The sequence below is a fragment of the Georgenia sp. M64 genome, from assembly GCF_038049925.1.
GTDB lineage: Bacteria > Actinomycetota > Actinomycetes > Actinomycetales > Actinomycetaceae > Georgenia.
This window is the reverse complement of sequence record NZ_CP145809.1, coordinates 3,673,534-3,696,464: the sequence shown is the minus strand read 5'-3', so window position 1 is coordinate 3,696,464 and position 22,931 is coordinate 3,673,534. Positions and strand designations below refer to the sequence as shown.

Below are 22,931 nucleotides of genomic sequence, written 5' to 3'. Positions count from 1 at the left end.
CCCAGGCCCGTGCGGGCCCTGGCCCCCCAAGATCGAAGGTACGCCCTCACTTCCGGGGGGCTGGAAGGGGCCAACGTCCTGCCCGGTGCAGGACTTGTGGCCCGAGACCTGGCGCTGCGGGGAGCGAACCGGGGCAACCCGACCACGCAGTGAAGTCCGATGCGACCTGGGCGGGGGCGCACCGGGAGCCTGCGCCGGTCGGTCAGCCGGCCGCGGCCTCCTCCAGCCACAGGGCCCTGCGTGGGCATGCTCGCGCAGCGGCACGCGCGGCCGGCATGTCCGCACTGGCGAGGTCGCGGCGGGGAAGGAGCGGGTAGCCCCACCGGTCGAGGTCGACCAGCGCGGGCGCGGCGAGTGCACAAGCCCCGACGCCGTCGCACGCGACGGGGTCGACGCGCAGCACCCCACCGCTCATGACCGCACCACCGGGACCGGAATGAACGTGCCCACCCGGCAGGCGCGGCCGCGGGAGTGGGCGTGGGCGTCGTCGGCGAAGGTGGACAGCGCCGAGCGGATGAGCCGGACGGCGCCGTCGGGGTGGTGGCAGCCCCCGCGACCGGCGACGAGGTCGAGGTCCTCGGTGAGCCGGTCGGGCCGACCGAGACGGGCGGTGCGGCGGGCGGTCCCGGCGGCGAGGCGGCGCACGTCGTCGGCCAGGGCAGGCAGACCGAAGACGCACGGCCCGCACTGGCCCGCGCTCATCGCCGCGAGGTAGCCGGTGATCGCGGCGGTCTCGGCGAGCCCGCAGGCGCCGTGGGGCAGCGGGGCGACGATGCCTGCCCCGGCGCTCAGCCCGGCCGGGCGCAGGGCCGCCTCGTCGAACGTGGCGACGGCGTGCCAGGGCGCCCAGATTCCGCCGAAACCGCCGAGCAGCACCGCCTGCGGGGCCTCGCGCCAACCCGCACCGGCGAGGACGACGTCGGCCGGAGTTCCGGCCGGGACCTCGACGACCTCCCGGCCGGCGGGCGTCAGCACCGTGAGCAGCCGGCCGGTCAGCGGCGGGAGGCCACGGGCGAGGAGTGCCGCCCTCGCCAGCGTCTCGGCGTTGCTGACGACCGTGCGCGGCCACCGCGTCCGCACCTCGGGCGCGGGCCGGCCCAGCGGCAGGACCGGTCCGCCGGCGAGGGCCCGGGCGATCGCGGACCGTTCGCCGGAGAGGTAGTGGGCCGGGGCGGCCGCGACCTCGACCGGCACCCGGCCGACGGGGCGATCCCGCAGGGCGAGCTCGACGGCGGCGCGGGTGGGGCGGTCGTCGTCGTGCAACCAGAGCACGGCGCGGTCGGCACCGAGGGTCTCGGCCATGAGGTCGAGCCCGTCGAGGACGAGGTGCGGACGCTGCCGCAGGAGCGTGGCGTCCTTGGCGCTGAGCGGCTCCGACTCCGCGGCGTTGGCCACCGCGGTGAGCGGGCGGCGGGGTGTGGCGTCCGCGGTGGGTCGGCGGCGGACGGCGGGCTCGTCGTCGTCCATGGCCGCGCGCCACCGGCTCGCCGTGGGGGCGTGCGCGCCACCGTGCCCCGTGAGGCCGGCGGCGTCGATGGTCGCGAGGAGCCACGCCCCGCCGGCCGGGCGGGGACCGAGACGACGGACGTGCGCGGCGAGGGCCTCGGGCGGGCCGGCCCACGCGCCGGCGGAGGCGCGGGGCAGGCGCACCGGGTCCAGCAGGAGTCCTGCGTCGTGGGTGGTGGCGCGAGAGGTGGCGGAAGCGGTGGTGGTCATCGTCGGGATCCTGTGCGACGGGTCGCGGGCAGTGGTCGGCCGAGCTCGCGGACCCGGTCGGCGGGCGTCCGGGCGGCGTACCGCGTGAGCGCGAGGCCCGTCACGAGCGCACCGGTGGCGAGGTAGAAGCCGCGCAGCGCGGCGGCGTCGGTCCCCGCGAGGACCGAGTGCGCCCACACGAGCACCAGCACCCCGGCCGCGACCTTGTGCACCGGCCACCACACCCGTGCGGCGGCGTGCCCGGCCAGCCGCGCGGTCAGCCCCGTGACCAGCCCCGACCAGAGCGCGAGGACCCCCAGCGTGACGGCGACCGGGCGGTACTGCGACGCCATCGGCAGCAGCGCGCCGCGCCAGCCGACCTGTGCCCACGGGTCGGTGGCGAGGACGGCCACGTGCAGCACGGTGAAGGTGAGCGTGAACGTGGCGAGGGAGACGTGCACGGCCTGGACCGTCGTCGGCCGGGGACGGCGCAGCCGCCGGGCCCAGGGGTGGGCGAGGAGCAGGCCGGTGCTCACCAGCGCCACGAGCAGCACGTAGGACGTCACCCCGCTGGCCCGGCCCAGGACCCACAGGGCGGTCTCGCCCTGCGCGACGTCGAGGACCAGGACCGTGGCGAGGGCGACCGACACCGCCCCGGCGACGACGACGAGGACGACGGCCGCCCCCTCGGCGAGGGCGAGCGGTCGGGGGGAGCGGCCCCTTCGCCCGCGCTCAGCCATCGGTCCGCCGCCAGATGACGAGGTCGTCCAGGGCCGCGGTGGTGCCGACGCCGCCGTCCTCGCGCACCCACGCCGCAGCCAGCCCGAGCTCCGCCGCCCGCTCGCGCACGCCGTCGGCACCCGCGAGGAAGAGGGTCTTGCTCCACACCTCGGCCCAGGCGGTGTCGGCTGCGACGACCGTCACGGCGGCCAGGCCCGCGCCGCCGGGCCGTCGGGTGCGCGGGTCGACGAGGTGGTGGACGGCCTGCTCCCCGCAGACCCAGCGGCGACGCCGGGTCGACGACGTCGCGCACCCACCGGTGTCGAGGGAGAGGACGAGGCGCGGGCCACCGCCGGCCGGGTCCTCCACCGCGACGCGCCAGGGCCCGCCGTGCGGGGCGGGGCCGCGCACGGCGAGGTCACCCCCGGCGTCGAGGAGGAAGGCCTGGCCGGCACGGGCGAGGAAGGCCGCCGCCCAGCGGACCGCGAGACCCTTCCCGATGCCGCCGAGGTCGACCGGGACGCCGCCGAGGTGGATGCGCCAGCCGTGCGTGCGACGCTCGACCCGCGGTTCCCACGGCGTCGGCGCGGTACCGGCTACCGCGGCGGTGCGGCGAGGCTCGACCACCGGTCCTGGTCCGTCGTCGGTGAACGGCAGGGTGCGGTCGTAGCCCCAGGCGGTGAGGACGTCGAGCACGCGCGGGTCGAACAGGCCGTCGGTGGCGCGGTGCGCGCGCTGGGCCTGGACCAGCGCGTGGGCCAGGGCGGGTGGGGCGTCGTGCCAGGCGCCGGGGTCGGCGTTGGCCGCCACGAGCGGGCCGACCGGGCCGAACCGTGTGCAGTCTCGAGCGACCTCGGTGAAGACGGTCTCGACGTCGTCGAGCAGCTCCTGGGCGGCCGAGCCCGGGTCGGTGAGGGTCACCCGCACGGGGCTGGTCATCGAGCGGAACTCGCGCACGGCCGGCGCGGTGGTCGTGACGGCGCTCATGACGCCCCCGTGGTCGCGTCGACCGGCGGGACCGTGTCGGTGCCGGCCGCCGGGGCGGTGCCGTCCCCCGTCCGCGCGGCGGGGAGCGCCGGAGCGACCGGCCGGTCCTCGAGCGTCGCGCGGAGCGTCTCGATGCGCTCGCGGGCCTCGGAGATCCGTCCGGCCAGCTCGGCGAGGTCCTCGTCCGCCGCGCCGGGTCCGACGACCGCGCCGGTCACAGGCTCGGCGACCCCGGACTCCCCGGCCGGGAGCGACCCGGCCGGGGAGATCGTCGTCGGGAGCGGTGCGGCTCCCGAGGGGTCGTGGTCGACCGCCCAGGCCAGCGTCCCGCCGAAGAGCCCGGCGGTGGCAGGCAGCAGCACGAGTGCCGCCCACGACCGCTGCGGGGTCGACATCAGTCGTCGTCCCAGTCGTCGTCATCGTCGTCGTGCCCGTGGTCGTCCCAGGCGTCGTCGTCATCGTCGTCGGAGACGCCCTCGGGGCGGTCGCCGCCGTTGTCGTCGTAGCCGGTGTCGTCGGAGATGCCGTCGGGGCGGTCGCCGCCGTTGTCGTCGTAGCCGGTGTCGTCGGAGATGCCGTCGGGGCGGTCGCCGCCGTTGTCGTCGTAGCCGGTGTCGTCGGAGATGCCGTCGGGGCGGTCGCCGCCGTTGTCGTCGTAGCCGGTGTCGTCGGAGATGCCGTCGGGGCGGTCGCCGCCGTTGTCGTCGTAGCCGGTGTCGTCGGAGATGCCGTCGGGGCGGTCGCCGCCGTTGTCGTCGTAGCCGGTGTCGTCGGAGATGCCGTCGGGGCGGTCGCCGCCGTTGTCGTCGTAGCCGGTGTCGTCGGAGATGCCGTCGGGGCGGTCGCCGCCGTTGTCGTCGTAGCCGGTGTCGTCGGAGATGCCCTCGGGCCGCTCCCCGCCCTTGTCGTCGAACGCGTCGTGACTGCCGTCCGGGGCCGCCGACTCCATGGCGTCGACCTGAGCCATGAGGGCGTCGAGCTCCTGCTCGAGCGCCGACCTCGTGGACGCGTCGTGGGTGACAGGCGCCGTGTCCTTCTCGGCCGGGGCCGGGCCCACGGCGTTGGCGACGGCGAAGCCGCCGGTGGCCAGCAGGGCGGCCGAGGCCGCCGCGACGGCGGTGCGCTTCTTCCAGCTCATGATCGTTCCTCTCACTGCGGGGGGTCTGTTCGACCTGACAACCCCACGCTCGCGCCGCCGAGGTGAGCGCCGCGGCAAGGAACGGTTAAGGCTCCCTCAAGGCCGGCAGCTCGAGGACGATCCGTGCTCCGCCGGTCGCTCCGTTTCCGAGCACGAGGCGACCGCCGGCCCGCTCGGCCGTCCGCCTGGCGACGTCGAGCCCGAGACCGGTCGACCCCGTGCCGGAGCGACCGCGCTCGGCCAGCCGGAGGTCGACGAACCCGGGCCCGTCGTCCTCGACGACGACCCTCACCACCGGCGCGTCGCCCGTCCCGACGGCGTCGCGCTCCACCGCCAGGCGGAAGGCGGTGCCGTCGGGGGTGTGGCTGAAGACGTTGTCGATGAGGACGTCCAGGGCCGCACCGAGCTCGTCCGCGCCCACGGCCACCTCGGCGGGGCCGGCCGCCTCGACGGTGAGCACGCGACCCTGCTCGGACGCCAGCACCTCCCAGAACGCTCCGCGCTCGCGGACGACCGCGGCGGCGTCGCAGCGGCCGGTGGCCCCCTCGTGGGCGGGGTGGCGCGCCGCCCACAGGACGGCGTCCAGCCCGGCGACGAGCTGGTCGACGTGGCCGGTCACCTGCTCGCGCTCGGCCGGGTCGGTGAGGAGCTCGGTGTCCAGGCGCAGCGCCGTGATCGGGGTGCGCAGCCGGTGGGAGAGGTCCGCGACGAGCTCGCGCTCGTCCGCCAGCAGCGCCGACACCCGTGCGCCGAGGCCGTTGAGCACGTGCCCGACGGCGACCACCTCCCGCGGCCCCGAGGGCTCCACGCGCGCGGTGAGGTCCCCGGCGCCGAGCCGCCCGGCGACCGTCGCGAGGTCGAGCACCGAGCGGGAGAGCCGCGCGGCGATCCGGTCGGCGGCGATCACCGTCGCCGCCAGGACGACGGCCCCGACCCCGGCCAGCACCAGCCAGGCCCGCGCCACCCCGGCGGTGAGCTCGCCGTCGGGGACGAACGTGCGGACCACGCTCACGCCGTCGGCGCCGCCCACGGGCAGGAGCACCTCCACGCCGCCGTCGGTCCGGGCGGTCAGTGCGCGACCACCGGCAGCCACCTCCACCGCCGTCGACACCGGCGCGGCCGGCCCGACGAGGGACCCGTCGGGGCGGAAGACGGTGGTCGTGCGCGGACCGGCGTTGACGTCGAGGACGGCCGCCTCGAGCCGGGCGGCGTCGGCCGCCACCCCGCCCGCGAAGACCGCGACGCCCTGCGCGTCCTGCCGGCCGGCGTCGAGCGCGCGCTCCTGCGCCAGCGAGCGGGCGAGCAGGCCGAGCGGGATGAGGAACGCGACGAGCACCGCCGTCGTCATCGCCAGGCCGTACAGCAGGAGCAGGCGCCTCATGGCGGCGGGGCCAGCTTCACCCCGACGCCGCGCACGCTGTGCAGGTAGCGCGGGCCGTCGCCGGTCTCGCCGAGCTTGCGCCGCAGCCAGTGCAGGTGGACGTCGACCGTCTTGTCCGCCCCGCCGTAGGGCTGGTTCCACACCTCGGCGAGCAGCTCGCGCTTCTTGACCACCTCGCCGGGGCGCTCGGCGAGGTAGTGCAGGAGGTCGAACTCCTTGGGGCTGAGCTCGATGTCGGCGCCGTCGAGCCGGACGGTTCGCGCGCGCGGGTCCACGACCAGGCCGCCCACGGTGAGGGGTCCGGACGGTCCCGGGGCGCCGGCGCGGCGCAGCACCGCCCGGATGCGGGCCTCGAGCTGGTCCGCGGCGAACGGCTTGACGAGGTAGTCGTCCGCCCCGGCGTCGAGGAGCTCGACGATCCCCGCCCCCTCGTCCCGGGCGCTGACGACGATGACCGGCACGTCGCTCACGGCCCGGATCATCGCCAGGAGGGCGGCGCCGTCGAGGTCGGGCAGGCCCAGGTCGAGCAGGACGACGTCGGGGCGGTGCTCGACGAGCGACTGCAGCCCGCTCATCGCGTCGGGCGCCGTCATGGTGGAGTGGTGACGCGCGTTGAGAGCCCGCACCAGAGCGGTGCGGATCGTCGCATCGTCCTCGACGATGAGCACGTCGGCCACGATCCTGACGGTAGGGCATGACAGCGGGCCGTCGCGGGCGTTGTGGACGGACGGGCGGCGTCCCACGACAGGTTTGTGACCGCCTTAGCCCCGCGTTAACCCTCCGGCGCGCCACCATGGGGGCATGGACGGGACGGGCGGCGGCGCAGGGCGCCGGGGCGGGAGCGCCGGCGGCGACGGCGCGAGCCGCGTCGGCGGCGCGGTCATGGTCCTCGCCTGGGTGCTCGCCGTCGCGCTCGTCGGTGTCGTCGCGTGGTGGGCCGTGGCCGCCGTCGTCGACCCGGGCGAGGGCCGGGCGAGCGTGCTCAGCCCGGTCGAGGTCGAGTCGGCCCGCGCGGCCCAGGAGGCCGCGGCGCCCGATCCCACCGCCGGCCCGACGCCGAGCACGACACCGAGCCCGACCCCGGAGCCCACCGCGGACCCGACCGACGCGCCCACCGGGGCCGGCGAGGTCGCCCGCACCTGGGACGTCGCCGGCGGCCAGGTGGGTGTGGTGTGCCGGGGGGCGACGCTCCACCTGCTCTACGCCACACCCGTGGAGGGGTGGACCGTGGACCTCGGCGACGCCGACGACGACGAACTCGAGGTCGAGTTCAGGAGCGGGGAGTCCGAGACCAAGGTGCAGGCTGTGTGCGTCGACGGGGTCCCGACCGCCTCGGTGGAGGACGACTCCGACGAGGACTGAGACCACGGCAGGGGCCGACGCCGGGACCGGATGCGCAGGGGGCGCCGGCCCGGCGTCGGTGGCGTCGGGGGACGGGCGTCGGTGGCCGGCCGGCAACGGGCGCCGGTGGCCCGCCTCAGCGCCGCGCCAGCGCCTCGGCCATCTGGTCGACCGCCTGCTCGAGCACCGGGCGCGGCATGGCGAAGTTGAACCGGGCGAAGCCCGCACCGGCCCCGCCGCAGAGCACCCCGTCGATCATGGTCACCTTCGCCTCGGCGCGGAAGAACTCCGACGGCCGGTCGCCCAGCTCGAGCGCGCGGCAGTCGAGCCACGCGAGGTACGTGCCCTCCGGCTCGGTGTAGCCGATCTCGGGGATGCGCTCGGCGAGGAGCTCTCCCAGGCGGCGGCGGTTGCCGTCGAGGTAGTCCAGCACCCGCGCCAGCCACGGCCCGCCGTCGGTGTAGGCGGCCGTGTTGGCGATGACGCCGAGGTTGGCGGCGCCGTGCTCGGCCCAGGTCGCCACCTCCGTCCAGCGCCGCCGGTCCGCGTCGTTGGAGAGCACGGCCTGCGCCGCCTTGAGCCCGGGCAGGTTCCAGGCCTTCGACGCCGACGTCGCGGTGATGGTGTGGGCCGCCGTCGTCGCGGAGATCGAGGCGTACGGGACGTGGGTGCGCCCGGGGTAGACGAGTGGGCCATGGATCTCGTCGGAGAAGACCCGGCCGCCGTGGGCGTCGACGACGGCGGCGATCGCCTCCATCTCCGACCGCTCCAGGACCCGGCCGACGGGGTTGTGCGGGTTGCACAGGATGAGCAGCCCGGCGCCGGCGGTGAACGCAGCGTCGACGCCGTCGAGGTCGTAGACGTAGCGGCCGTCCTCGACCAGGAGCGGCACCTGGATGACCTCCCGCCCCAGCGCGGGCGGGAGGGTGAGGAAGGGCATGTACGCCGGCGTGGGCAGGATGACCGGCGAGCCCGGCGCGGTGAAGTGGGTGATGGTCATCTCGAGGGTGGCCAGGACGTCGGCCATGGCCCGGACGTTGCGGGTCGGCACGTCCCAGCCGTAGCGCTCGCGCGCCCACCCGGCATACGCGGCCGACATCTCCTTGGCGACGGCGGTGGGCAGGTAGCCGAAGAGCCCGCGGTCGACGGCCGCGTGAAGAGCGGCGGTGACCGGCTCGGCGGCGCCGAAGTCCATCTCGGCCACCCAGGCCCCGATGGTGTCGGGGAAGGCCGACCACTTGAGCCCGCCGACGGCGCGCAGCTCCTCGACGGTGATGGCGTCGAAGTCGGTGCTCATGGGACCTCCCGGGAAGGCGGCAGCGCCCTGCCGTCCGTAAATGTCGCTACGACCCTACGGCGGTCCGCCGGCCGCGGAAAGGGACCCGCAGGCGTGCGGCAGCGGTGTGTGCTCGCGGGCCCGGGGGCGGGGCGTCAGTGCTCGGAGAACGTGCGTGCGAGGCTCGGTCGCCCGGTGTCCCGGCTCGGCAGCCCGGGGTCGTGTCGGTTCGGCGGTCCGGGGAGTGCGGGCGCCGCGACCTGGAGGACCAGGGGCCTGCCGCCGCCGGCCGTGACGTGGCAGACTGTAGGTAAGCGCTTTCACAACTCGAGGAGCACGCCAATGACGTCCGAGCTCACCATCGTCCGCCGTTACGCCGTGGCGGGGACCGGTCACCGCGCCCAGATGTACATCGACGCCATGGTCGGCGACCACGCCGAGGTCGCCGAGCTCGTGGCCTGGTGCGAGCCGAACCCCGGCCGCGCCGCCTACTACGACGAGGTGATCGGCGCAGCCGGCAGGAAGCCGCTGCCGCGCTACGAGCCGAGCCAGCTCGAGGAGATGGTGCACGAGCACCAGATCGAGACGGTCGTCATCACCGCGCCGGACCACACCCACGCCGACCTCGTCACCCGCGCCATGGACGCCGGCGCCGACGTCGTCGTGGAGAAGCCGCTGACCATCGACGCCGAGGGCTGCAAGAAGATCACCGCCGGTGCTGAACGGACCGGCCGCAACGTCGTCATGACGTTCAACTACCGCTATTCGCCGCGCAACTCCGCGCTCAAGGAGGTCATCGCGTCCGGCCGGATCGGCGAGGTGACGTCTGTGCACTTCGAGTGGGCGCTCGACACCGTCCACGGCGCGGACTACTTCCGCCGCTGGCACCGGGAGAAGGCCCTCTCCGGCGGCCTGCTCGTGCACAAGTCGTCGCACCACTTCGACCTGGTCAACTGGTGGCTCGACGACGCGCCCGAGCGCGTCTACGCCCGCGGACGCCTGGCCTTCTACGGGGACCAGGGTGCCGGCGCCGCGCAGGCCGGCCCGCGCCCGGCCCGCGGGGTCGACGCCGAGCCGGGCGACCGCTGGTCGCTCGACATGCGCCAGGACGAGCGGCTGCGGCGGCTCTACCTCGACGCCGAGGGCTACGACGGCTACCACCGGGACCAGGACGTCTTCGCCCCCGGCATCACCATCGAGGACAACATGGCCGTGATCGTCGACTACCGCGGCGGCGCCCTGCTCACGTACTCCCTCAACGCCCACGCGCCGTGGGAGGGCTACAAGGTCACGGTCAACGGCACCAAGGGCCGCGCCGAGCTCGAGGTCGTCGAGCGCGGGTCGGTGGAGTTCGACGCGTCCGGCCGGGCGGTCCTCGACCCCAGCGCCCGCGAGGCCGAGAGCGCCGATGTGCTGCGCCCCAAGGGTGAGCGCCTCATCGTCCAGAACCACTGGGAGCGCGCGCAGGAGGTCGAGATCCCCATGGGGGAGGGCTCGCACGGCGGCGGCGACAGGATCCTGCTCTCCGACGTCTTCCGCGGCCCCGGCGAGGACCCGCTGGGCCGGCCCGCGGGCTACGTCGACGGCGTGCGGGCGGTGGCTGTGGGCATCGCGGCGAACGAGTCGATCCGCACCGGGCTGCCGGTGGTCGTCGACGACCTCGAGCTCGGGGTGGAGCTCGCCAAGCGCTGACCGGGCGCGGGGGGTCGTCATCGGGCGCGCACGGTGCGGCGATCGGTGTGGGTCCGCCGGTCCGCGCCCGCGCGTGGGTCCGCGGGTCCGCGCCCGCGCGTGGGTCCGCCGGTCACGCGCGTCGTCGAGTTGGGGGTTGTGGCTGCCCAATCTGCCTCGGGACTGCAACAACCCCCAACTCGATGCGCCAGGTGCGAGCTGGCTGCCGCCATCCGTCGAGGGGCGGCACCCGGAAGGCGCGGCACGCGACCCTGCCAGTCGATGTTGCGTTGGTGCGGTTCCGCGCGGAGTCGGGACGACCATTCCGTCACATCGCGCTCGGGCTAGCGGCTCCCGGCCCTGCGATGTTGCGTTAGTGCGGTTCCGCGCGGAGTCGGGACGACCATTCCGTCACATCGCGCTCCGGCTAGCGGCTCCGGCCCTGCGATGTTGCGTTAGTGCGGTTCTTCGCGGAGTCGGGACGACCATTCCGTCACATCGCGCTCGCGGGTGGTGGCTGCGGCGCGGGTCGTGACTTCGGTCGTTGCTGATTGCGGCGTTGCGGTTCCGCGGACGCGGGACGACTTCGTGACACCGCCCCGGCGCCCGGGCGCCGAGCCGTCTCAGGCCGGCGCGGACGCCCCCGTCGCCAGGCGCGCACCGGCGGAGGCCACCGCCTCGCCGGACAACCGTCCGTCCGCGACGAGCACCCGGAACGCGCGAGTCAGGGGCTTGCCCGGCGTCACCACCACGGGCTCCTCCCACGCCAGGGCCGAGCCGATCCCCGGGTAGCCCGAGACGCGGACGAACCACGGGTCGGCGGCGGTCTCGGACGTCGCGCCCGCCAGGACCAGCGTGAAGTTCCCGCCGGACGTGCTCGCCGACCACGCCAGCCACGGGGCGACCGTGCCGTGGACGGCCTCCTCGCCGGCGGCTTCAGGGGTGTGCACGTCGACGTCGGTGCACGACGGCAGCCGCCAGAAGAAACCGCCGTAGCCGCCGCCCTCGCGACCGTTCGTGCCCGGTGAGCCGAGCGTGACGGGGGCTCCGTCGGCGGTGAGCACCGACTCCACGCCGAGCTCCCAGCCCTCCGGCGCCGCGGTCCACGTCAGGGTGCGGGTCTCGGTGAGCAGCACCGTGCCGTCGTGACCCCGCCAGGCGAGGCCCTCGACGGCGCGGCCCGTGGAGGCCTCGGCGCCGGTGGCCGGTTCGGCGCCCCCGACGTCAGGCTGCACCGCACCTGTCGGCGGCTCCACCCACCCCTCGTGGGTGATCCGGCCGTGGTCGGGCCGCCAGGTGTACCCGCGCCCGGGAAGGTACGTGCGCCCGCCCCACAGGTTGTTGCCGTCCACGTCCTGCACCGCCAGCCCGACGCCGGCGTGCCACGTGTGGTCCGACGGCGCGACGTCGGTGACGCACACCCCGGCAAGGGTGCGTACCGGGTGCAGGTGAGGGCGGGGGCTGTCCAGCGCCGACGTGCCGGCGCCGTCGACGTAGGTCGCGACGTCGGCCCCGTCGACGGTCAGCCTGGCGAGCGCGGCGTGGGCGGGCGCCCACGGCGCACCGAGGGTGGTGAAGGTGCGCAGCTCGTCCGCCACCCGCGCGCACCAGTGCTCGACGTCGTGCACGACGACGTGGCGGCCCTCCTCGCCCTCGCGCCAGTCCACCAGTGCGGCCGGGATCGGCGCCGGCTCGTCGGCGGTGCGCACGGCCTCGAGGACGCGCATGAACGCGCCGGCGTCCTCCAGCGAGCTGAGGAGCGGGACGTCGGCGTCGTGGAGGTGGTCGACGAGGTTGGTCAGCAGCGGCGTCGTCGTGCACGTGACGGTGCGCCGGCCCGAGACGCCGTCGACGTCCACCTCGTCGGTCTTGTACCGGAAGACCACCTGGCCGTCCGTGCCGTGGACGATGACGCGCGGCTCGGACGCCTCGGCCGCGCACACGGTCAGCCCGAGCGCGATCTTGCGCCCGCCGGTGGTGATGATCCGCACGGAGGAGGTGTCGTCGGCCTCGATGTCGTTGGCGCGGAAGAGCTCGGCCTCGACGACGGCGACGTCCTCCGCGCGCGTGGAGCCGTCGATCCGCAGGGCCGCGGCGACGGCGTGGGCGAGGGGGTTGGTCACGACACCGTCGACGACGTCGACCCCGTCGAGGCGCCGCCGCCCGGCCCACGGGGCGCGCTCGAAGTAGGAGGTCGGCCGCACCCACGTACCGACGACACCGATGCCGGTGACCTCGCCGATCTCCTCGTCGGCCACGACCTCGTCGATGACGGCGTAGGCGCTCGAGCCGTTGGCCTGGAAACCGACCTGGCAGGCACGGCGGGTCTCCCGGGCGACGGCGAGCAGCTCCTCGTACGCGGCGAGGGAGGCCGTCGGGGGCTTCTCCAGCAGGACGTGGCACCCGGCCCGCATCGCCGCCGTGGCGAGCGGGGCGTGGGACGGGATGGGGGTGGCGATGGTGACGATGTCGGGCGGGTCGACGGCCAGGACGTCGGCGAGGTCCTGGTGGTAGGCGGCGTCGCCGGCGAGCTCCGCGGCCTCGCCCTCGAGCGGACGGCGGTCGACGACCGCCACGAGGACGGCCCGACCCTCGGCGGCGAGCCCGCGCAGGGCGCGCAGGTGGTTGACGCCGTAGCCCATCGCTCCGACGACGGCGACGCGCAGAGGGCGGGCGGGCTCGGGTACGGCGGCATCAACCATGGCGAAAGCGTTTCCGCCCTCAGTGGGGATGTCAAGCGAGGACGGCTCCGCGGAGGTGGAGCCTCCTGCCGAGCGTAGCGCGGGTGAGGGACGTCCTTGACGGCATGGGCGAGGGTGCAGTGCGACCTGCACGGCAGTGCAGTGCGACCTGCCGCCGCACGTCATGGAGCGACACCCTGCCGGGCGGCGCCGCGCTGGGCCGGCAGGGCGTGCTGGGCCGGCAGGGCGCGCTGGGCAGGCAGGGCGCGCTGGCCGCGCTGGCCGCGCTGGCCGCGCTGGCCGCGCTGGGCGGCCGGGTGTGCTGGCCGCACTGCGCCGCGCCGCGCCGCGTCCGGCGGCAAGTACCCAGCCGGCCCGGCGAAAGTTGGTCACGATCGCGTCTCGCCGTTGAGCTGTGCTTGACGCCACACTGTCCCGGGCCGCATAGTGGAAGCGCTTACCTACTTCCATCGGCCCCATGAACGTGCGCGGGCCGCCCCCGGGTTCATCAACGACGATCCACCGAGGAGGACGCATGAGCCGCACCCCCACCGCGGGACGCCGGCGCGACGTCGCCCGTCCCGCAGCAGGAGGGCAGGGTCATGTCCGCGCTCTCTGAGCTCAGCACCTTACGCAGGCAGAAGGGCGCCCGGAGCCTCAGCCCCGGTGAGAAGAACGACGGCAAGTACGCGATCTTCTTCCTCGGACCGTGGTTCGTGGGTCTCGTGCTCATCGTCGCCGGGCCGCTGGTCGCGTCGCTGTACCTGTCCTTCACGGACTACGACCTGCTCTCCGACCCGAACTTCATCGGGCTGGAGAACTACCAGCGGATGGCCGAGGACCCGCGCCTGCTCGCCTCGCTGAAGGTGACCTTCGTCTACGTCTTCGTCTCGGTCCCGCTGCAGCTCGCCGCCGCCCTCGGCCTGGCGCTCCTGCTCGACCGCGGCCTGCGTGGCCTGGCGATCTACCGGTCCGTCTTCTACCTGCCCTCGCTGCTGGGCTCCTCGGTCGCCGTCGCCATCCTGTGGCGCCAGATCTTCGGCAGCAACGGCCTCATCAACCAGGTCCTCGCGCTGGTCGGCGTCGAGGGCAAGTCGTGGATCTCCAACCCCGACACCGCCCTGGGCACGCTGATCATCCTCAACGTCTGGACGTTCGGCTCACCGATGATCATCTTCCTGGCCGGCCTGCGGCAGATCCCGGAGATGTACTACGAGGCCGCCTCGATCGACGGCGCCTCGAAGGTGCGGCAGTTCATCTCGATCACCATCCCCATGCTCACGCCGATCATCTTCTTCAACCTCGTCCTGCAGGTCATCGGCGCGTTCCAGAGCTTCACGCAGTCCTACATCGTCAGCAACGGGACGGGCGGACCGGTCGACTCGACGCTCTTCTACACGCTCTACCTCTACCAGCGCGGCTTCGCAGCCCTGGACATGGGCTACGCGTCGGCGATGGCGTGGCTCCTGCTGGTCATCATCGCCGGCCTGACCGCCATCAACTTCTACGCCTCCAAGTTCTGGGTCTTCTACAATGACTGACCGCGCATCCGCATCCGAGGTCCTGACGCCGGCCGAGCCCCGGCGCCCGGAGACCCTGACCGAGATCGCCGACTCCATGCCCGACGGCGCGCGCCCCTCAGGTGAGTGGGGCGGTCGAGCCCGGTCGCTGGTCAAGCACGCGCTGCTGATCCTCGCCGGCTTCGCGATGATCTACCCGCTGCTGTGGATGGTGGCCAGCTCCTTCAAGCCGGACGCCCTCATCTTCCGCGAGCCCGGCCTCATCCCGAGCCAGACCACCGCCGAGAACTACGGCCGCGGCTGGACCGCCCTGCTCAACCCGTTCAGCCACTACCTCATGAACTCCTTCATCCTGGTGGCCGGGTCGGTGATCGGGAACCTCGTGTCCACCTCGCTGGCCGCCTACGCCTTCGCGAGGCTGAACTTCCGGCTCCGCGGGCTGTGGTTCGGGATCATGCTCATGTCGATCATGCTGCCGATCCACGTCATCATCGTCCCGCAGTACGTGCTGTTCTCCGAGCTCGGCTGGATCAACACCTTCTGGCCCCTGATCGTGCCGAAGCTGCTGGCCACGGACGCCTTCTTCGTCTTCCTCATGGTCCAGTTCTTCCGGGGCATCCCCAAGGAGCTGGACGAGGCGGCCCGAATCGACGGGGCGGGCCACATCCGGATCTTCTTCCAGATCATGCTCCCGCTCTCGCTGCCGGCGCTGGCGACGACGGCGATCTTCACCTTCATCTGGACGTGGAACGACTTCTTCGGCCAGCTGATCTTCCTCACCGACCCGGACATGTACACCGTCCCGATCGCGCTGCGGACGTTCCTGGACTCCACCGGCGAGAGCTCGTGGGGACCGATGTTCGCGATGTCGGTCATCTCGCTCCTGCCGCTCTTCCTCGTGTTCCTCTTCGGCCAGCGCTACCTGGTCAAGGGGATCGCGACCACGGGGATCAAGTAACCATGCGCACCACAGCAAGCCCGGGGACCGACGAAGGTCCCCGGCCGGAGGGCCGCACCGTGGCCGCTCTGCCGTCCTGCGAACCGCACAGGGAAAAGATGATGAGACTCAACAAGACGAACCGACGCGGCACCGTCCTCAAGGCGGCGGCCCTGGTGATGGCCGGATCGCTGGCGCTGAGCGCGTGCGGCCAGGCCGAGAACCTCGAGGAGGACGCCGAGGGTGGCGCCGCCGAGGAGACCTCCGCCGCCGGCGGCGAGACGGCCGCCGGGGGTGAGGGCGAGGCGGAGATCCGCTTCTCCTGGTGGGGCTCGGACACCCGCCACCAGCTGAACCAGGACCTCATCGACGCCTTCATGGAGGAGCACCCCGACATCACCGTGGTGCCCGACTACACGGACTGGGGCGGCTACTGGGACAAGCTCGCCACCCAGACCGCCGGTGGTGACACGCCCGACGTGCTCATGCAGGAGGAGCGCTACCTGCGCGAGTACGCCGACCGCGGGGTCCTGGCCGACCTGAGCGAGTACGACATCGACACCTCGGCGATGGACGAGGCGCTCGTCTCCTCCGGCGAGCTGGACGGCGGCCTGTACGGCATCCCCACCGGCGTCAACGTCCGCGTGATGATGGCGGACCCGCAGATCTTCGAGGAGGCCGGCGTCGAGATGCCGGACGACACCACCTGGACGTGGGACGAGTACCACGACCTCATGGTGCAGATCGCGGAGAACACCGAGGGCTACGGCGCCCAGGACTACGGATTCATCGAGCCCGACCTGTCGATCTGGGCCCGCCAGCACGGCCAGGCGCTCTGGGACGAGAACGGTGAGATCGCCGTCGACGCCGAGCTCATCGCCGAGCTGTGGGAGCGCTCACTGCAGATCATCGAGGACGGCGGCGCCCCGCCGGCCAGCGAGGCGCTCGAGATCGACGCCGGTGGTCCGGAGCAGTCCCTGATCGCGACCAACCGCGCCGCTGTCGCCCGGTTCTGGACCAACCAGCTCGAGGCGATCTCCTCGGCCGCCGGCCGCGACCTGGAGATGCTGCGCTACCCGGGCGAGACCGAGTTCGACCGGACCGGCCTGTACCTCAAGCCGGCGATGGCCATCTCGATGTCGGCCGAGACGGAGTTCCCCGAGGCGTCGGCCACGTTCATCGACTGGATGCTCAACAGCGAGGAGGCCGGGAAGATCATCCTCTCCGACCGTGGCCTGCCCGCGAACGAGGACGTGCGTGCGGCGATCCTGCCCGAGCTGGGCGAGGCCGAGCAGTACGCGGCCGAGTTCATCGAGGACGTCAGCGCCGACATCGAGGACGCCCCCGCCCCGCCGCCCGTCGGCGCCGGTGAGGTCGCCGCGATCCTGGCTCGCTACAACGAGCAGGTGCTCTTCGGCCAGATGGAGCCCATGGCCGCCGCCGAGGCCTTCATCGAGGAGGCCGCCTCGGTCACCGGCTGATCCACAGGGTCGGCGTCGGCGAGCAGCCGGCGCCGACCGCGGACCGGCACCGGCTGTCCGGACCGGGTGCCACGACGGCGCCACTCCCGCGAGGGGGTGGCGCCGTCGCCGTGTGCGGGTCAGGGGATGACTGGTCAGGGGATGACGAGGGTGGTCTCAGGGCGCAGGGCGGCCAGTGCCCGGTCGAAGGTGGCCAGCTTTCCGCCATGGGCGGCGGCGAGCTCGGCGAGATAGGCGTCGGTGACCTGGCGGTGGCCCTGCAGGCCGGTCAGAGCAACATCCTTGTACGAGATGTCGTCGGGCCAGAAGAGACACCGCGGGTGCGCGGTGATCCGCTCGAGCAGGGCTGTGGCGGTGGCGGTGCTCTCGCCCATCCGCAGCACGAAGCGGACCAGTGCGCCCTCGACCACCGGGCACACGGCGAAGGTGGGAACGCTCGCGAGCCAGTGGCCGGCCCGGTCGTGGTGCTCGTGCTCCGCGACCACCAGGGCGATGAGCACGTTGGCGTCGAGGAGACAGGGGCTCACTCGTCGTCCAGGACGTCTGCCACCTCGGCGGAGGTGATGCGCCGTCCGAGCGAGAGGACCGGCAGGCCGGTCTGCTCGTCGGTGAGGAGCTCGACCGGGCTGTCCAGCTGCGCCAGGCCCCGGACCGTGAGGTCGACGAGGACGGCGGAGAGGGACTTCCCGCGCTGAGCCGCCAGCTCACGAGCCCGACGATGCACTGCCGGGGGGAGGTCGATCGTCGTGCGCATGGGTGCATCATAGGTGATGCACCTATGATGCAGAAGGCTGGATGCACAGGTCGCAGGCGGAGCGCGACCCCCTACGCGAGGGAGCGCATGACCTCGATGAGGTCCTTCTTGCCCTCGAACCCGATGCCTGGCAGGTCCGGCAGGGTGACGTAGCCGTCGACCACGGCGACGCCGTCGGGGAAGCCCCCGAAGGGCTGGAAGAGGTCCGGGTAGGACTCGTTGCCGCCGAGCCCGAGCCCCGCGGCGATCGCGAGCGACATCTGGTGGCCGCCGTGCGGGATGCACCGGCTCGCGGACCAGCCGTGCTCGCCGACGACGTCGAGGACCCGCAGGTACTCCACGAGCCCGTAGGACAGGGCGCAGTCGAGCTGGAGCCAGTCACGGTCCGGGCGCATCCCGCCGTAACGCAGCAGGTTGGCCGCGTCCTGGGCGGAGAAGAGGTTCTCGCCGGTGGCGAGCGGCCCGGCGTAGCGCTCGGCGACGGCGGCGTTGAGGGCGTAGTCGAGGGGGTCGCCGGGCTCCTCGTACCAGAAGGGGTCGTAGGCGCTCAGGGCGTCGGCGTAGGCGAGGGCGGTGTCGCGGTCGAAGCGGCCGTTGGCGTCGACGGCGAGCTGCCGGCCCGGGCCGAGCACGTCGAGGGCCGCCTCGATCCGGCGCACGTCCTCGCCCAGCCCGGCGCCGCCGATCTTCATCTTCACCACGCGGTACCCGCGGTCGAGGTAGCCGCGCATCTCGTCCTGGAGCGCCGAGACGTCCTTGCCCGGGTAGTAGTAGCCGCCCGCGGCGTAGACGAACACCCGCGGGTCCGCGGTCCCGCTGCCGTACCGCTCGGCCAGCAGGTGGTGCAGCGGCCGGTCGGCGATCTTGGCGACGGCGTCCCACACCGCCATGTCGAGCGTGCCGACGGCGACCGAGCGCTCGCCGTGCCCGCCGGGCTTCTCGTTCGTCATCGCCGTCGCCCAGATGCGGTGCGGGTCGAGGTTCGTGCCGTCGTCGTCGACCAGGGACGCCGGGTCCGCGGCGAGGACGCGCGGGATGAACCGCTCCCGCAGGAGCGCGCCCTGGCCGTAACGGCCGTTGGAGTTGAAGCCGTACCCGACCACCGGCCGGCCGTCGCGCACCACGTCGGTGACGACGGCGACCAGGCTCAGCGTCATCGTCGAGAAGTCGATGTAGGCGTTGCGGATGGGCGAGCTGATGGGGAGCGTCCGCTCCCGGATGTCGACGATGCGCATCGTGGTCTCCCGGCGGGCTGGCGACTGAATTCGTGTAGCCTAGCGGAAGCGCTTTCACATGCGCCGGTGGGAGCGCCGCCACCACCGGCGACCGGGTCCGGCCGTGCGCCGGCCGACGACAGGCGGGTCCAGCCGGTCGCCGGCAGACGACAGGACGACGGGAGACGGTGTGGGCGGGATCCTCACGGGCTTCGCGATCCTGCTGGTCCTCGTCACGATCGGATACCTCGCGGCCCGGCGGGGCACGCTCCCGCCCGGGAGCCAGGAGGTGCTGGCGAAGGTCGCGTTCACCTACGCCTCGCCGGCGCTGCTGTTCACCACGCTCCTCGACGCGCCCGTCGAGACGGTGCTCTCGCTCCTGCTCGTCGGGGTGGCGCTCTCGAGCACGATCGTGGCCCTGGTGTTCGTGGTCGTCGCCCGGTGGTGGGGGCGTCGCACCGGTGAGCTGGTCATCGGCGGCCTGGCGTCGTCGTACGTCAACGGCGCCAACCTCGGCATCCCGATCGCGTTCTACGTGCTCGGGGACGCCTCCTACGTCGCACCCGTCCTGCTCTTCCAGCTCGTCCTCGCCGCGCCCGTCGCCCTGGCCGTGCTCGACATCGTCGCTGACCGGGCTGACCGGGCTGACCGGGCTGACCGGGCTGACCGGGCTGACCGGGCTGACCGGGTGGACCGGGCCGATCGTCCGGACCTGGCAGACCGGCCGCGCGCCGCGAGCCAGGGCGACGCCGACCGTCGCGTGGGCGCTGCCGGCGCCGACCACCCCGACCGCCGCGCCCGCCTGGCACGGTGGACCAGGCCGCTGCGCAACCCCCTCATCGTCGCGTCGCTGCTCGGCCTGGCCGCGAACCTGCTGAGCCTGGACCTGCCCGACTGGGTGACCGAGCCCGTGTCGCTGCTGGCCGGGGCCGCGGTCCCGCTCACCCTCCTCGTCTTCGGGATGTCGCTGCGGGGCATGCGCCTGGGCGTGGCGGACTTCTCCCGCGACGTCCTGCTCGCGACCGCGCTCAAGGTCGCCGTCCACCCGGCCGTGGCCTTCGGCGTCGGGAGCCTGCTCGGTCTCTCCGGTCGTGAGCTCCTCGCCCTCACCGTCATCGCGGCGCTGCCCGCCGCCCAGAACATCTACGTCTACGCCGTCAACTACGACGAGTCGCGCGGCCTGGCCCGCAGCACCGTGCTGCTCACGACGGTCCTCGCCTTGCCGGCGATCGTCGTCGTCTCGGTCCTCCTCGGCTGAAGGCCGGGCGGCGGCAGGTCCGGACGACGTGCCGCGCCGCCCGCAGATGGCCACCCGGCGCGCGGCACCCGGCACCCGGCACCCCGCACGCGGCACGCGGCACCCGGCACCCCGCACCCAGGCAGCCGCGCGTGGCTCACCATCCACATCGTGAGCCCGCCGACCTCCACCTCTTGCCGTCGCTCTGCCCCCTGTGTCAGGGTTAACGCGTAAGCGCTTACGCCAACGGTGGCGTGAGCACGGACAAGGGAGTTCGTCACATGCAGGTACGACGCACCACCAGAACGCTGCTGCCCCTCGTGGCGGCGACGTCGGCCATCGTCCTGGGCCTCGGCGCCCCGGCGTCGGCCGAGAAGCCCGACGAGCGGGGCGACAACGGCACCTTCGGGGTCGGTCAACCGCGCGGGGACCTCGGTCGGGCGGTCCTCGGCGAGAACGACGGCTGGGCGGCCGCGGAGGGCGGCACCACGGGCGGCGCGGCCGCCACCGAGGAGAACGTCTTCCACGTCGACACCTGGGCCGAGCTCCAGGCGGCCCTCGGTGGCTCCGGTGCTCGGGACAACGACACCGCGAAGATCATCTACGTCGAGGGCGAGCTCAACGCCTTCGAGCGCGCGGACGGCACGCTCACCACCTGCGAGACGTTCGAGGAGGCGACCGGCTTCAGCCAGGACGCGTACATCGCCGCGTTCGACCCGCAGACCTGGGCCTACACCGTCAGCGAGGGGGAGCGCGAGGCGCTCCAGGACCACCAGGACGAGGCCGCGAGCGCCCAGGCGGCCCAGACCCAGCAGCACATCGGCTCGAACACCACCCTCGTGGGGGTCGGCGACGACGCCCGGATCGTCGGGGCGAACCTGCGGATCCGCGACGCCGACAACGTCATCGTCCGCAACCTCACGGTCTCGGACTCGACCGACTGCTTCCCCGAGTGGGACCCGAGCGACACCGGCGCCGGCAACTGGAACTCGCGCTACGACAACATCTCGGTCTGGACGTCCACGCACGTGTGGATCGACCACAACACCCTCGACTCGGGCGCGATCCCGCCGTCGCAGCTGGACACGGTCTACGGCCGGCCCTACGAGGTGCACGACGGCCTGCTCGACCTCACCCACAGCTCGGACCTGGTCACGGTCTCGTACAACGAGTTCGGCGAGCACGACAAGACCATGCTCATCGGCTCCTCCGACGGACGCACCCAGGACCGCGGCACCCTGCGCGTGACCCTGCACCACAACCACTGGACCGACATCGGCCAGCGCGCCCCGCGCGTGCGCTACGGGCAGGTGCACGTCTACAACAACCTCTACACGCAGACCACGTCGGAGGGCTTCAGCTACTACTGGGGCGTCGGGCGCGAGTCGCAGATCGTCGCCGAGAACAACTACGTCGAGCTCGCCGAGGGCTCCGACCCCGCGGACATCATCGCGCTGTGGACCGACCTGTCCCGCGGCGAGGCGATGACGGAGACCGGCACCATGATCGACGGCAGCTGGGTCTCCGCGCTCGAGCTGTACAACGCCGACGCCGAGGCCGAGGACCGGATCCCCTCCCCGGCGAGCTGGGACCCCACGCTCCACGGCCGGATCGAGCCGACGCCGGCCGTCCAGGCCAAGGTCGAGCTCCAGGCCGGCGCGGGCGTGCTGCGATGAGGCGCCTCCTCGTCACCGCCGCCGCGGTGAGCGCCGGCCTCCTGGCCGCGCCCGCATCGGCCGCCACGCCGGCCCACGACGCGAGGCCGGTCCTCGACGCCACGCCGGCCCTCGACGCCGCCGCAGCAGGGACGACCATCGTCGTCGCCCAGGACGGCAGCGGTGACGTCACCACGGTGCAGGCCGCGGTCGACGCCGCACCTGCCGGCTCCACCGAGGGCGTCGAGATCGTCATCCAGCCGGGCGTCTACCGCGAGGTCGTCAAGGTCGGCCGCGACAAGCCGAACCTGTCGTTCGTCGGCGCCACCGGCGACCCCGCGGATGTCGTCATCACCTACGACAACGCCGCGGGCACGCCCAAGCCGGACGGCTCCGGCACCTACGGGACCACCGGCAGCGCCACCGTGACGCTCGCCGGCGCCGGCTTCACCGCCGAGTCCGTGACCTTCGAGAACGCCTTCGACGAGCAGGCCCACCCGGAGATCACCAACCGGCAGTCCGTCGCCGTCAAGACGACGGCCGACCGGATGGTCTTCGACGACGTCCGGTTCCTCGGCAACCAGGACACGCTCTACCTGGACTCGCCGAACGCGACCACACCGGCGCGGGTGTACGTCCACGACTCCTGGATCGAGGGCGACGTGGACTTCATCTTCGGCCGCGCGACCGCCGTCATCGAGGACTCGACGATCAAGGCGCTCCGGCGCGACAGCGACCCGAGCGGCTACATCGTCGCGCCCAGCACCTCCTCGGCGGACTGGCTCGGCTTCCTCATCACCGACAGCAGGCTGATCTCGAACGCCGGGCCCGACAGCTACTTCCTCGGCCGCCCGTGGCGCCCGAGCAGCTACCCGACGGCGGAGCCGCAGGTGGTCGTGCGCGACTCGTTCCTCGGCAACCACATCAAGGACGACCCGTGGACGTCGATGTCGGGCAAGGACTGGGCCGACGGGCGTGCCCTGGAGTACCGGAACTGGGGTCCCGGGGCCGAGATCAACGCCGACCGGCCGCAGCTCGACGACGAGGCGGCCGCCTCGTACGAGGTGGCGGACTACCTCGCCGGCGACGACGGGTGGGACCCGACGACCGGCCGCTGAGGGGTGTGACGTGCCGGCGCCCGCCCGCGAGCCCGGTCACGTCGAACGCAGGCCGACCCGCTGCCCGCCGCGACACGTTCGCGGCGGGCAGTCTGGGTCGGGCGCCGCGCTGTCCCGGGATCGTG

22 protein-coding genes are annotated in these 22,931 nt (G+C 73.5%); 8 read left to right on the top strand and 14 right to left on the bottom strand.

Annotated elements, in window-relative coordinates:
* Nucleotides 1-202: 202 nt before the first annotated feature.
* The 8 genes from AAEM63_RS16400 to AAEM63_RS16365 form a co-directional block, all read right to left on the bottom strand.
* Nucleotides 203-415, bottom strand: a complete 213-nt coding sequence (locus AAEM63_RS16400) for a ferredoxin (protein ID WP_341359294.1) — start codon at nucleotides 413-415, stop codon at nucleotides 203-205.
* Nucleotides 412-1,716 carry an NADH-ubiquinone oxidoreductase-F iron-sulfur binding region domain-containing protein gene (locus AAEM63_RS16395; protein ID WP_341359293.1) on the bottom strand — a complete coding sequence of 435 codons (1,305 nt, stop codon included), beginning with the start codon at nucleotides 1,714-1,716 and terminating at the stop codon, nucleotides 412-414. The genes AAEM63_RS16400 and AAEM63_RS16395 overlap by 4 nt, the downstream gene beginning before the upstream one ends.
* Complete coding sequence (locus AAEM63_RS16390; protein ID WP_341359292.1) at nucleotides 1,713-2,435, bottom strand: hypothetical protein; 723 nt, start codon at nucleotides 2,433-2,435, stop codon at nucleotides 1,713-1,715. Before AAEM63_RS16390 ends, AAEM63_RS16395 begins: the two co-directional genes overlap by 4 nt.
* Nucleotides 2,428-3,402: an FAD:protein FMN transferase gene (locus AAEM63_RS16385; RefSeq protein ID WP_341359291.1), complete on the bottom strand. Its 975-nt coding sequence runs from the start codon at nucleotides 3,400-3,402 to the stop codon at nucleotides 2,428-2,430. Before AAEM63_RS16385 ends, AAEM63_RS16390 begins: the two co-directional genes overlap by 8 nt.
* On the bottom strand, nucleotides 3,399-3,797 hold the full coding sequence (locus tag AAEM63_RS16380) for a hypothetical protein (RefSeq protein ID WP_341359290.1): 399 nt from the start codon (nucleotides 3,795-3,797) through the stop codon (nucleotides 3,399-3,401). The genes AAEM63_RS16385 and AAEM63_RS16380 overlap by 4 nt, the downstream gene beginning before the upstream one ends.
* A complete protein-coding gene (locus tag AAEM63_RS16375) occupies nucleotides 3,797-4,540 on the bottom strand; it encodes a hypothetical protein (RefSeq protein WP_341359289.1) in 744 nt (247 codons plus the stop codon). The genes AAEM63_RS16380 and AAEM63_RS16375 overlap by 1 nt, the downstream gene beginning before the upstream one ends.
* Before the next feature lie 85 nt (nucleotides 4,541-4,625).
* The gene (locus AAEM63_RS16370) at nucleotides 4,626-5,921 is read right to left on the bottom strand and encodes a HAMP domain-containing sensor histidine kinase (RefSeq protein ID WP_341359288.1); all 1,296 of its coding nucleotides are present in this window, start codon (nucleotides 5,919-5,921) and stop codon (nucleotides 4,626-4,628) included.
* Nucleotides 5,918-6,598, bottom strand: coding sequence for a response regulator transcription factor (locus tag AAEM63_RS16365; RefSeq protein ID WP_341359287.1), 681 nt, complete (start codon nucleotides 6,596-6,598; stop codon nucleotides 5,918-5,920). Before AAEM63_RS16365 ends, AAEM63_RS16370 begins: the two co-directional genes overlap by 4 nt.
* 124 nt (nucleotides 6,599-6,722) lie before the next feature.
* Between AAEM63_RS16365 and AAEM63_RS16360 the strand changes: the two genes are divergently transcribed.
* Nucleotides 6,723-7,283 (top strand): hypothetical protein, encoded by a 561-nt coding sequence (locus AAEM63_RS16360; protein ID WP_341359286.1) that lies wholly within the window; start codon nucleotides 6,723-6,725, stop codon nucleotides 7,281-7,283.
* A 115-nt stretch (nucleotides 7,284-7,398) separates the two neighbouring features.
* Here the strand turns inward: AAEM63_RS16360 and AAEM63_RS16355 are convergent, their stop codons facing one another.
* The gene (locus AAEM63_RS16355; RefSeq protein WP_341359285.1) at nucleotides 7,399-8,559 is read right to left on the bottom strand and encodes a PatB family C-S lyase; all 1,161 of its coding nucleotides are present in this window, start codon (nucleotides 8,557-8,559) and stop codon (nucleotides 7,399-7,401) included.
* A gap of 321 nt (nucleotides 8,560-8,880) precedes the next feature.
* Between AAEM63_RS16355 and AAEM63_RS16350 the strand changes: the two genes are divergently transcribed.
* Nucleotides 8,881-10,230, top strand: a complete 1,350-nt coding sequence (locus tag AAEM63_RS16350) for a Gfo/Idh/MocA family oxidoreductase (protein WP_341359284.1) — start codon at nucleotides 8,881-8,883, stop codon at nucleotides 10,228-10,230.
* A gap of 602 nt (nucleotides 10,231-10,832) precedes the next feature.
* On the opposite strand, the gene AAEM63_RS16345 is transcribed toward AAEM63_RS16350, so the two are convergent.
* Both AAEM63_RS16345 and AAEM63_RS16340 read right to left on the bottom strand, forming a co-directional pair.
* A complete protein-coding gene (locus AAEM63_RS16345) occupies nucleotides 10,833-12,911 on the bottom strand; it encodes a DUF6807 family protein (protein ID WP_341359283.1) in 2,079 nt (692 codons plus the stop codon).
* A gap of 161 nt (nucleotides 12,912-13,072) precedes the next feature.
* A complete protein-coding gene (locus AAEM63_RS16340) occupies nucleotides 13,073-13,222 on the bottom strand; it encodes a hypothetical protein (RefSeq protein WP_341359282.1) in 150 nt (49 codons plus the stop codon).
* Nucleotides 13,223-13,492: 270 nt separating this feature from the next.
* Between AAEM63_RS16340 and AAEM63_RS16335 the strand changes: the two genes are divergently transcribed.
* The 3 genes from AAEM63_RS16335 to AAEM63_RS16325 all read left to right on the top strand — a co-directional run bounded on the left by AAEM63_RS16335 (nucleotide 13,493) and on the right by AAEM63_RS16325 (nucleotide 16,828).
* A complete protein-coding gene (locus tag AAEM63_RS16335; RefSeq protein WP_341359281.1) occupies nucleotides 13,493-14,431 on the top strand; it encodes a sugar ABC transporter permease in 939 nt (312 codons plus the stop codon).
* Between the two features lie 76 nt (nucleotides 14,432-14,507).
* Complete coding sequence (locus AAEM63_RS16330) at nucleotides 14,508-15,368, top strand: carbohydrate ABC transporter permease (protein ID WP_341361398.1); 861 nt, start codon at nucleotides 14,508-14,510, stop codon at nucleotides 15,366-15,368.
* A gap of 101 nt (nucleotides 15,369-15,469) precedes the next feature.
* Nucleotides 15,470-16,828, top strand: coding sequence for an extracellular solute-binding protein (locus tag AAEM63_RS16325; protein WP_341359280.1), 1,359 nt, complete (start codon nucleotides 15,470-15,472; stop codon nucleotides 16,826-16,828).
* A 134-nt stretch (nucleotides 16,829-16,962) separates the two neighbouring features.
* Here AAEM63_RS16325 and AAEM63_RS16320 read toward each other — a convergent pair whose 3' ends face one another.
* From AAEM63_RS16320 to AAEM63_RS16310, 3 genes are all read right to left on the bottom strand, one after another.
* Nucleotides 16,963-17,355: a TA system VapC family ribonuclease toxin gene (locus AAEM63_RS16320; RefSeq protein WP_341359279.1), complete on the bottom strand. Its 393-nt coding sequence runs from the start codon at nucleotides 17,353-17,355 to the stop codon at nucleotides 16,963-16,965.
* A complete protein-coding gene (locus tag AAEM63_RS16315) occupies nucleotides 17,352-17,582 on the bottom strand; it encodes a hypothetical protein (RefSeq protein ID WP_341359278.1) in 231 nt (76 codons plus the stop codon). Before AAEM63_RS16315 ends, AAEM63_RS16320 begins: the two co-directional genes overlap by 4 nt.
* Before the next feature lie 71 nt (nucleotides 17,583-17,653).
* Entirely contained in the window at nucleotides 17,654-18,817 is a 1,164-nt protein-coding gene (locus AAEM63_RS16310) for a mandelate racemase/muconate lactonizing enzyme family protein (RefSeq protein WP_341359277.1), read from the bottom strand.
* Between the two features lie 169 nt (nucleotides 18,818-18,986).
* Between AAEM63_RS16310 and AAEM63_RS16305 the strand changes: the two genes are divergently transcribed.
* The 3 genes from AAEM63_RS16305 (at nucleotide 18,987) to AAEM63_RS16295 (ending at nucleotide 22,806) form a co-directional block, all read left to right on the top strand.
* On the top strand, nucleotides 18,987-20,054 hold the full coding sequence (locus tag AAEM63_RS16305) for an AEC family transporter (protein ID WP_341359276.1): 1,068 nt from the start codon (nucleotides 18,987-18,989) through the stop codon (nucleotides 20,052-20,054).
* Nucleotides 20,055-20,314: 260 nt separating this feature from the next.
* A complete protein-coding gene (locus AAEM63_RS16300; RefSeq protein ID WP_341359275.1) occupies nucleotides 20,315-21,709 on the top strand; it encodes a pectate lyase in 1,395 nt (464 codons plus the stop codon).
* On the top strand, nucleotides 21,706-22,806 hold the full coding sequence (locus AAEM63_RS16295) for a pectinesterase family protein (RefSeq protein ID WP_341359274.1): 1,101 nt from the start codon (nucleotides 21,706-21,708) through the stop codon (nucleotides 22,804-22,806). Before AAEM63_RS16300 ends, AAEM63_RS16295 begins: the two co-directional genes overlap by 4 nt.
* Nucleotides 22,807-22,931: the final 125 nt, after the last annotated feature.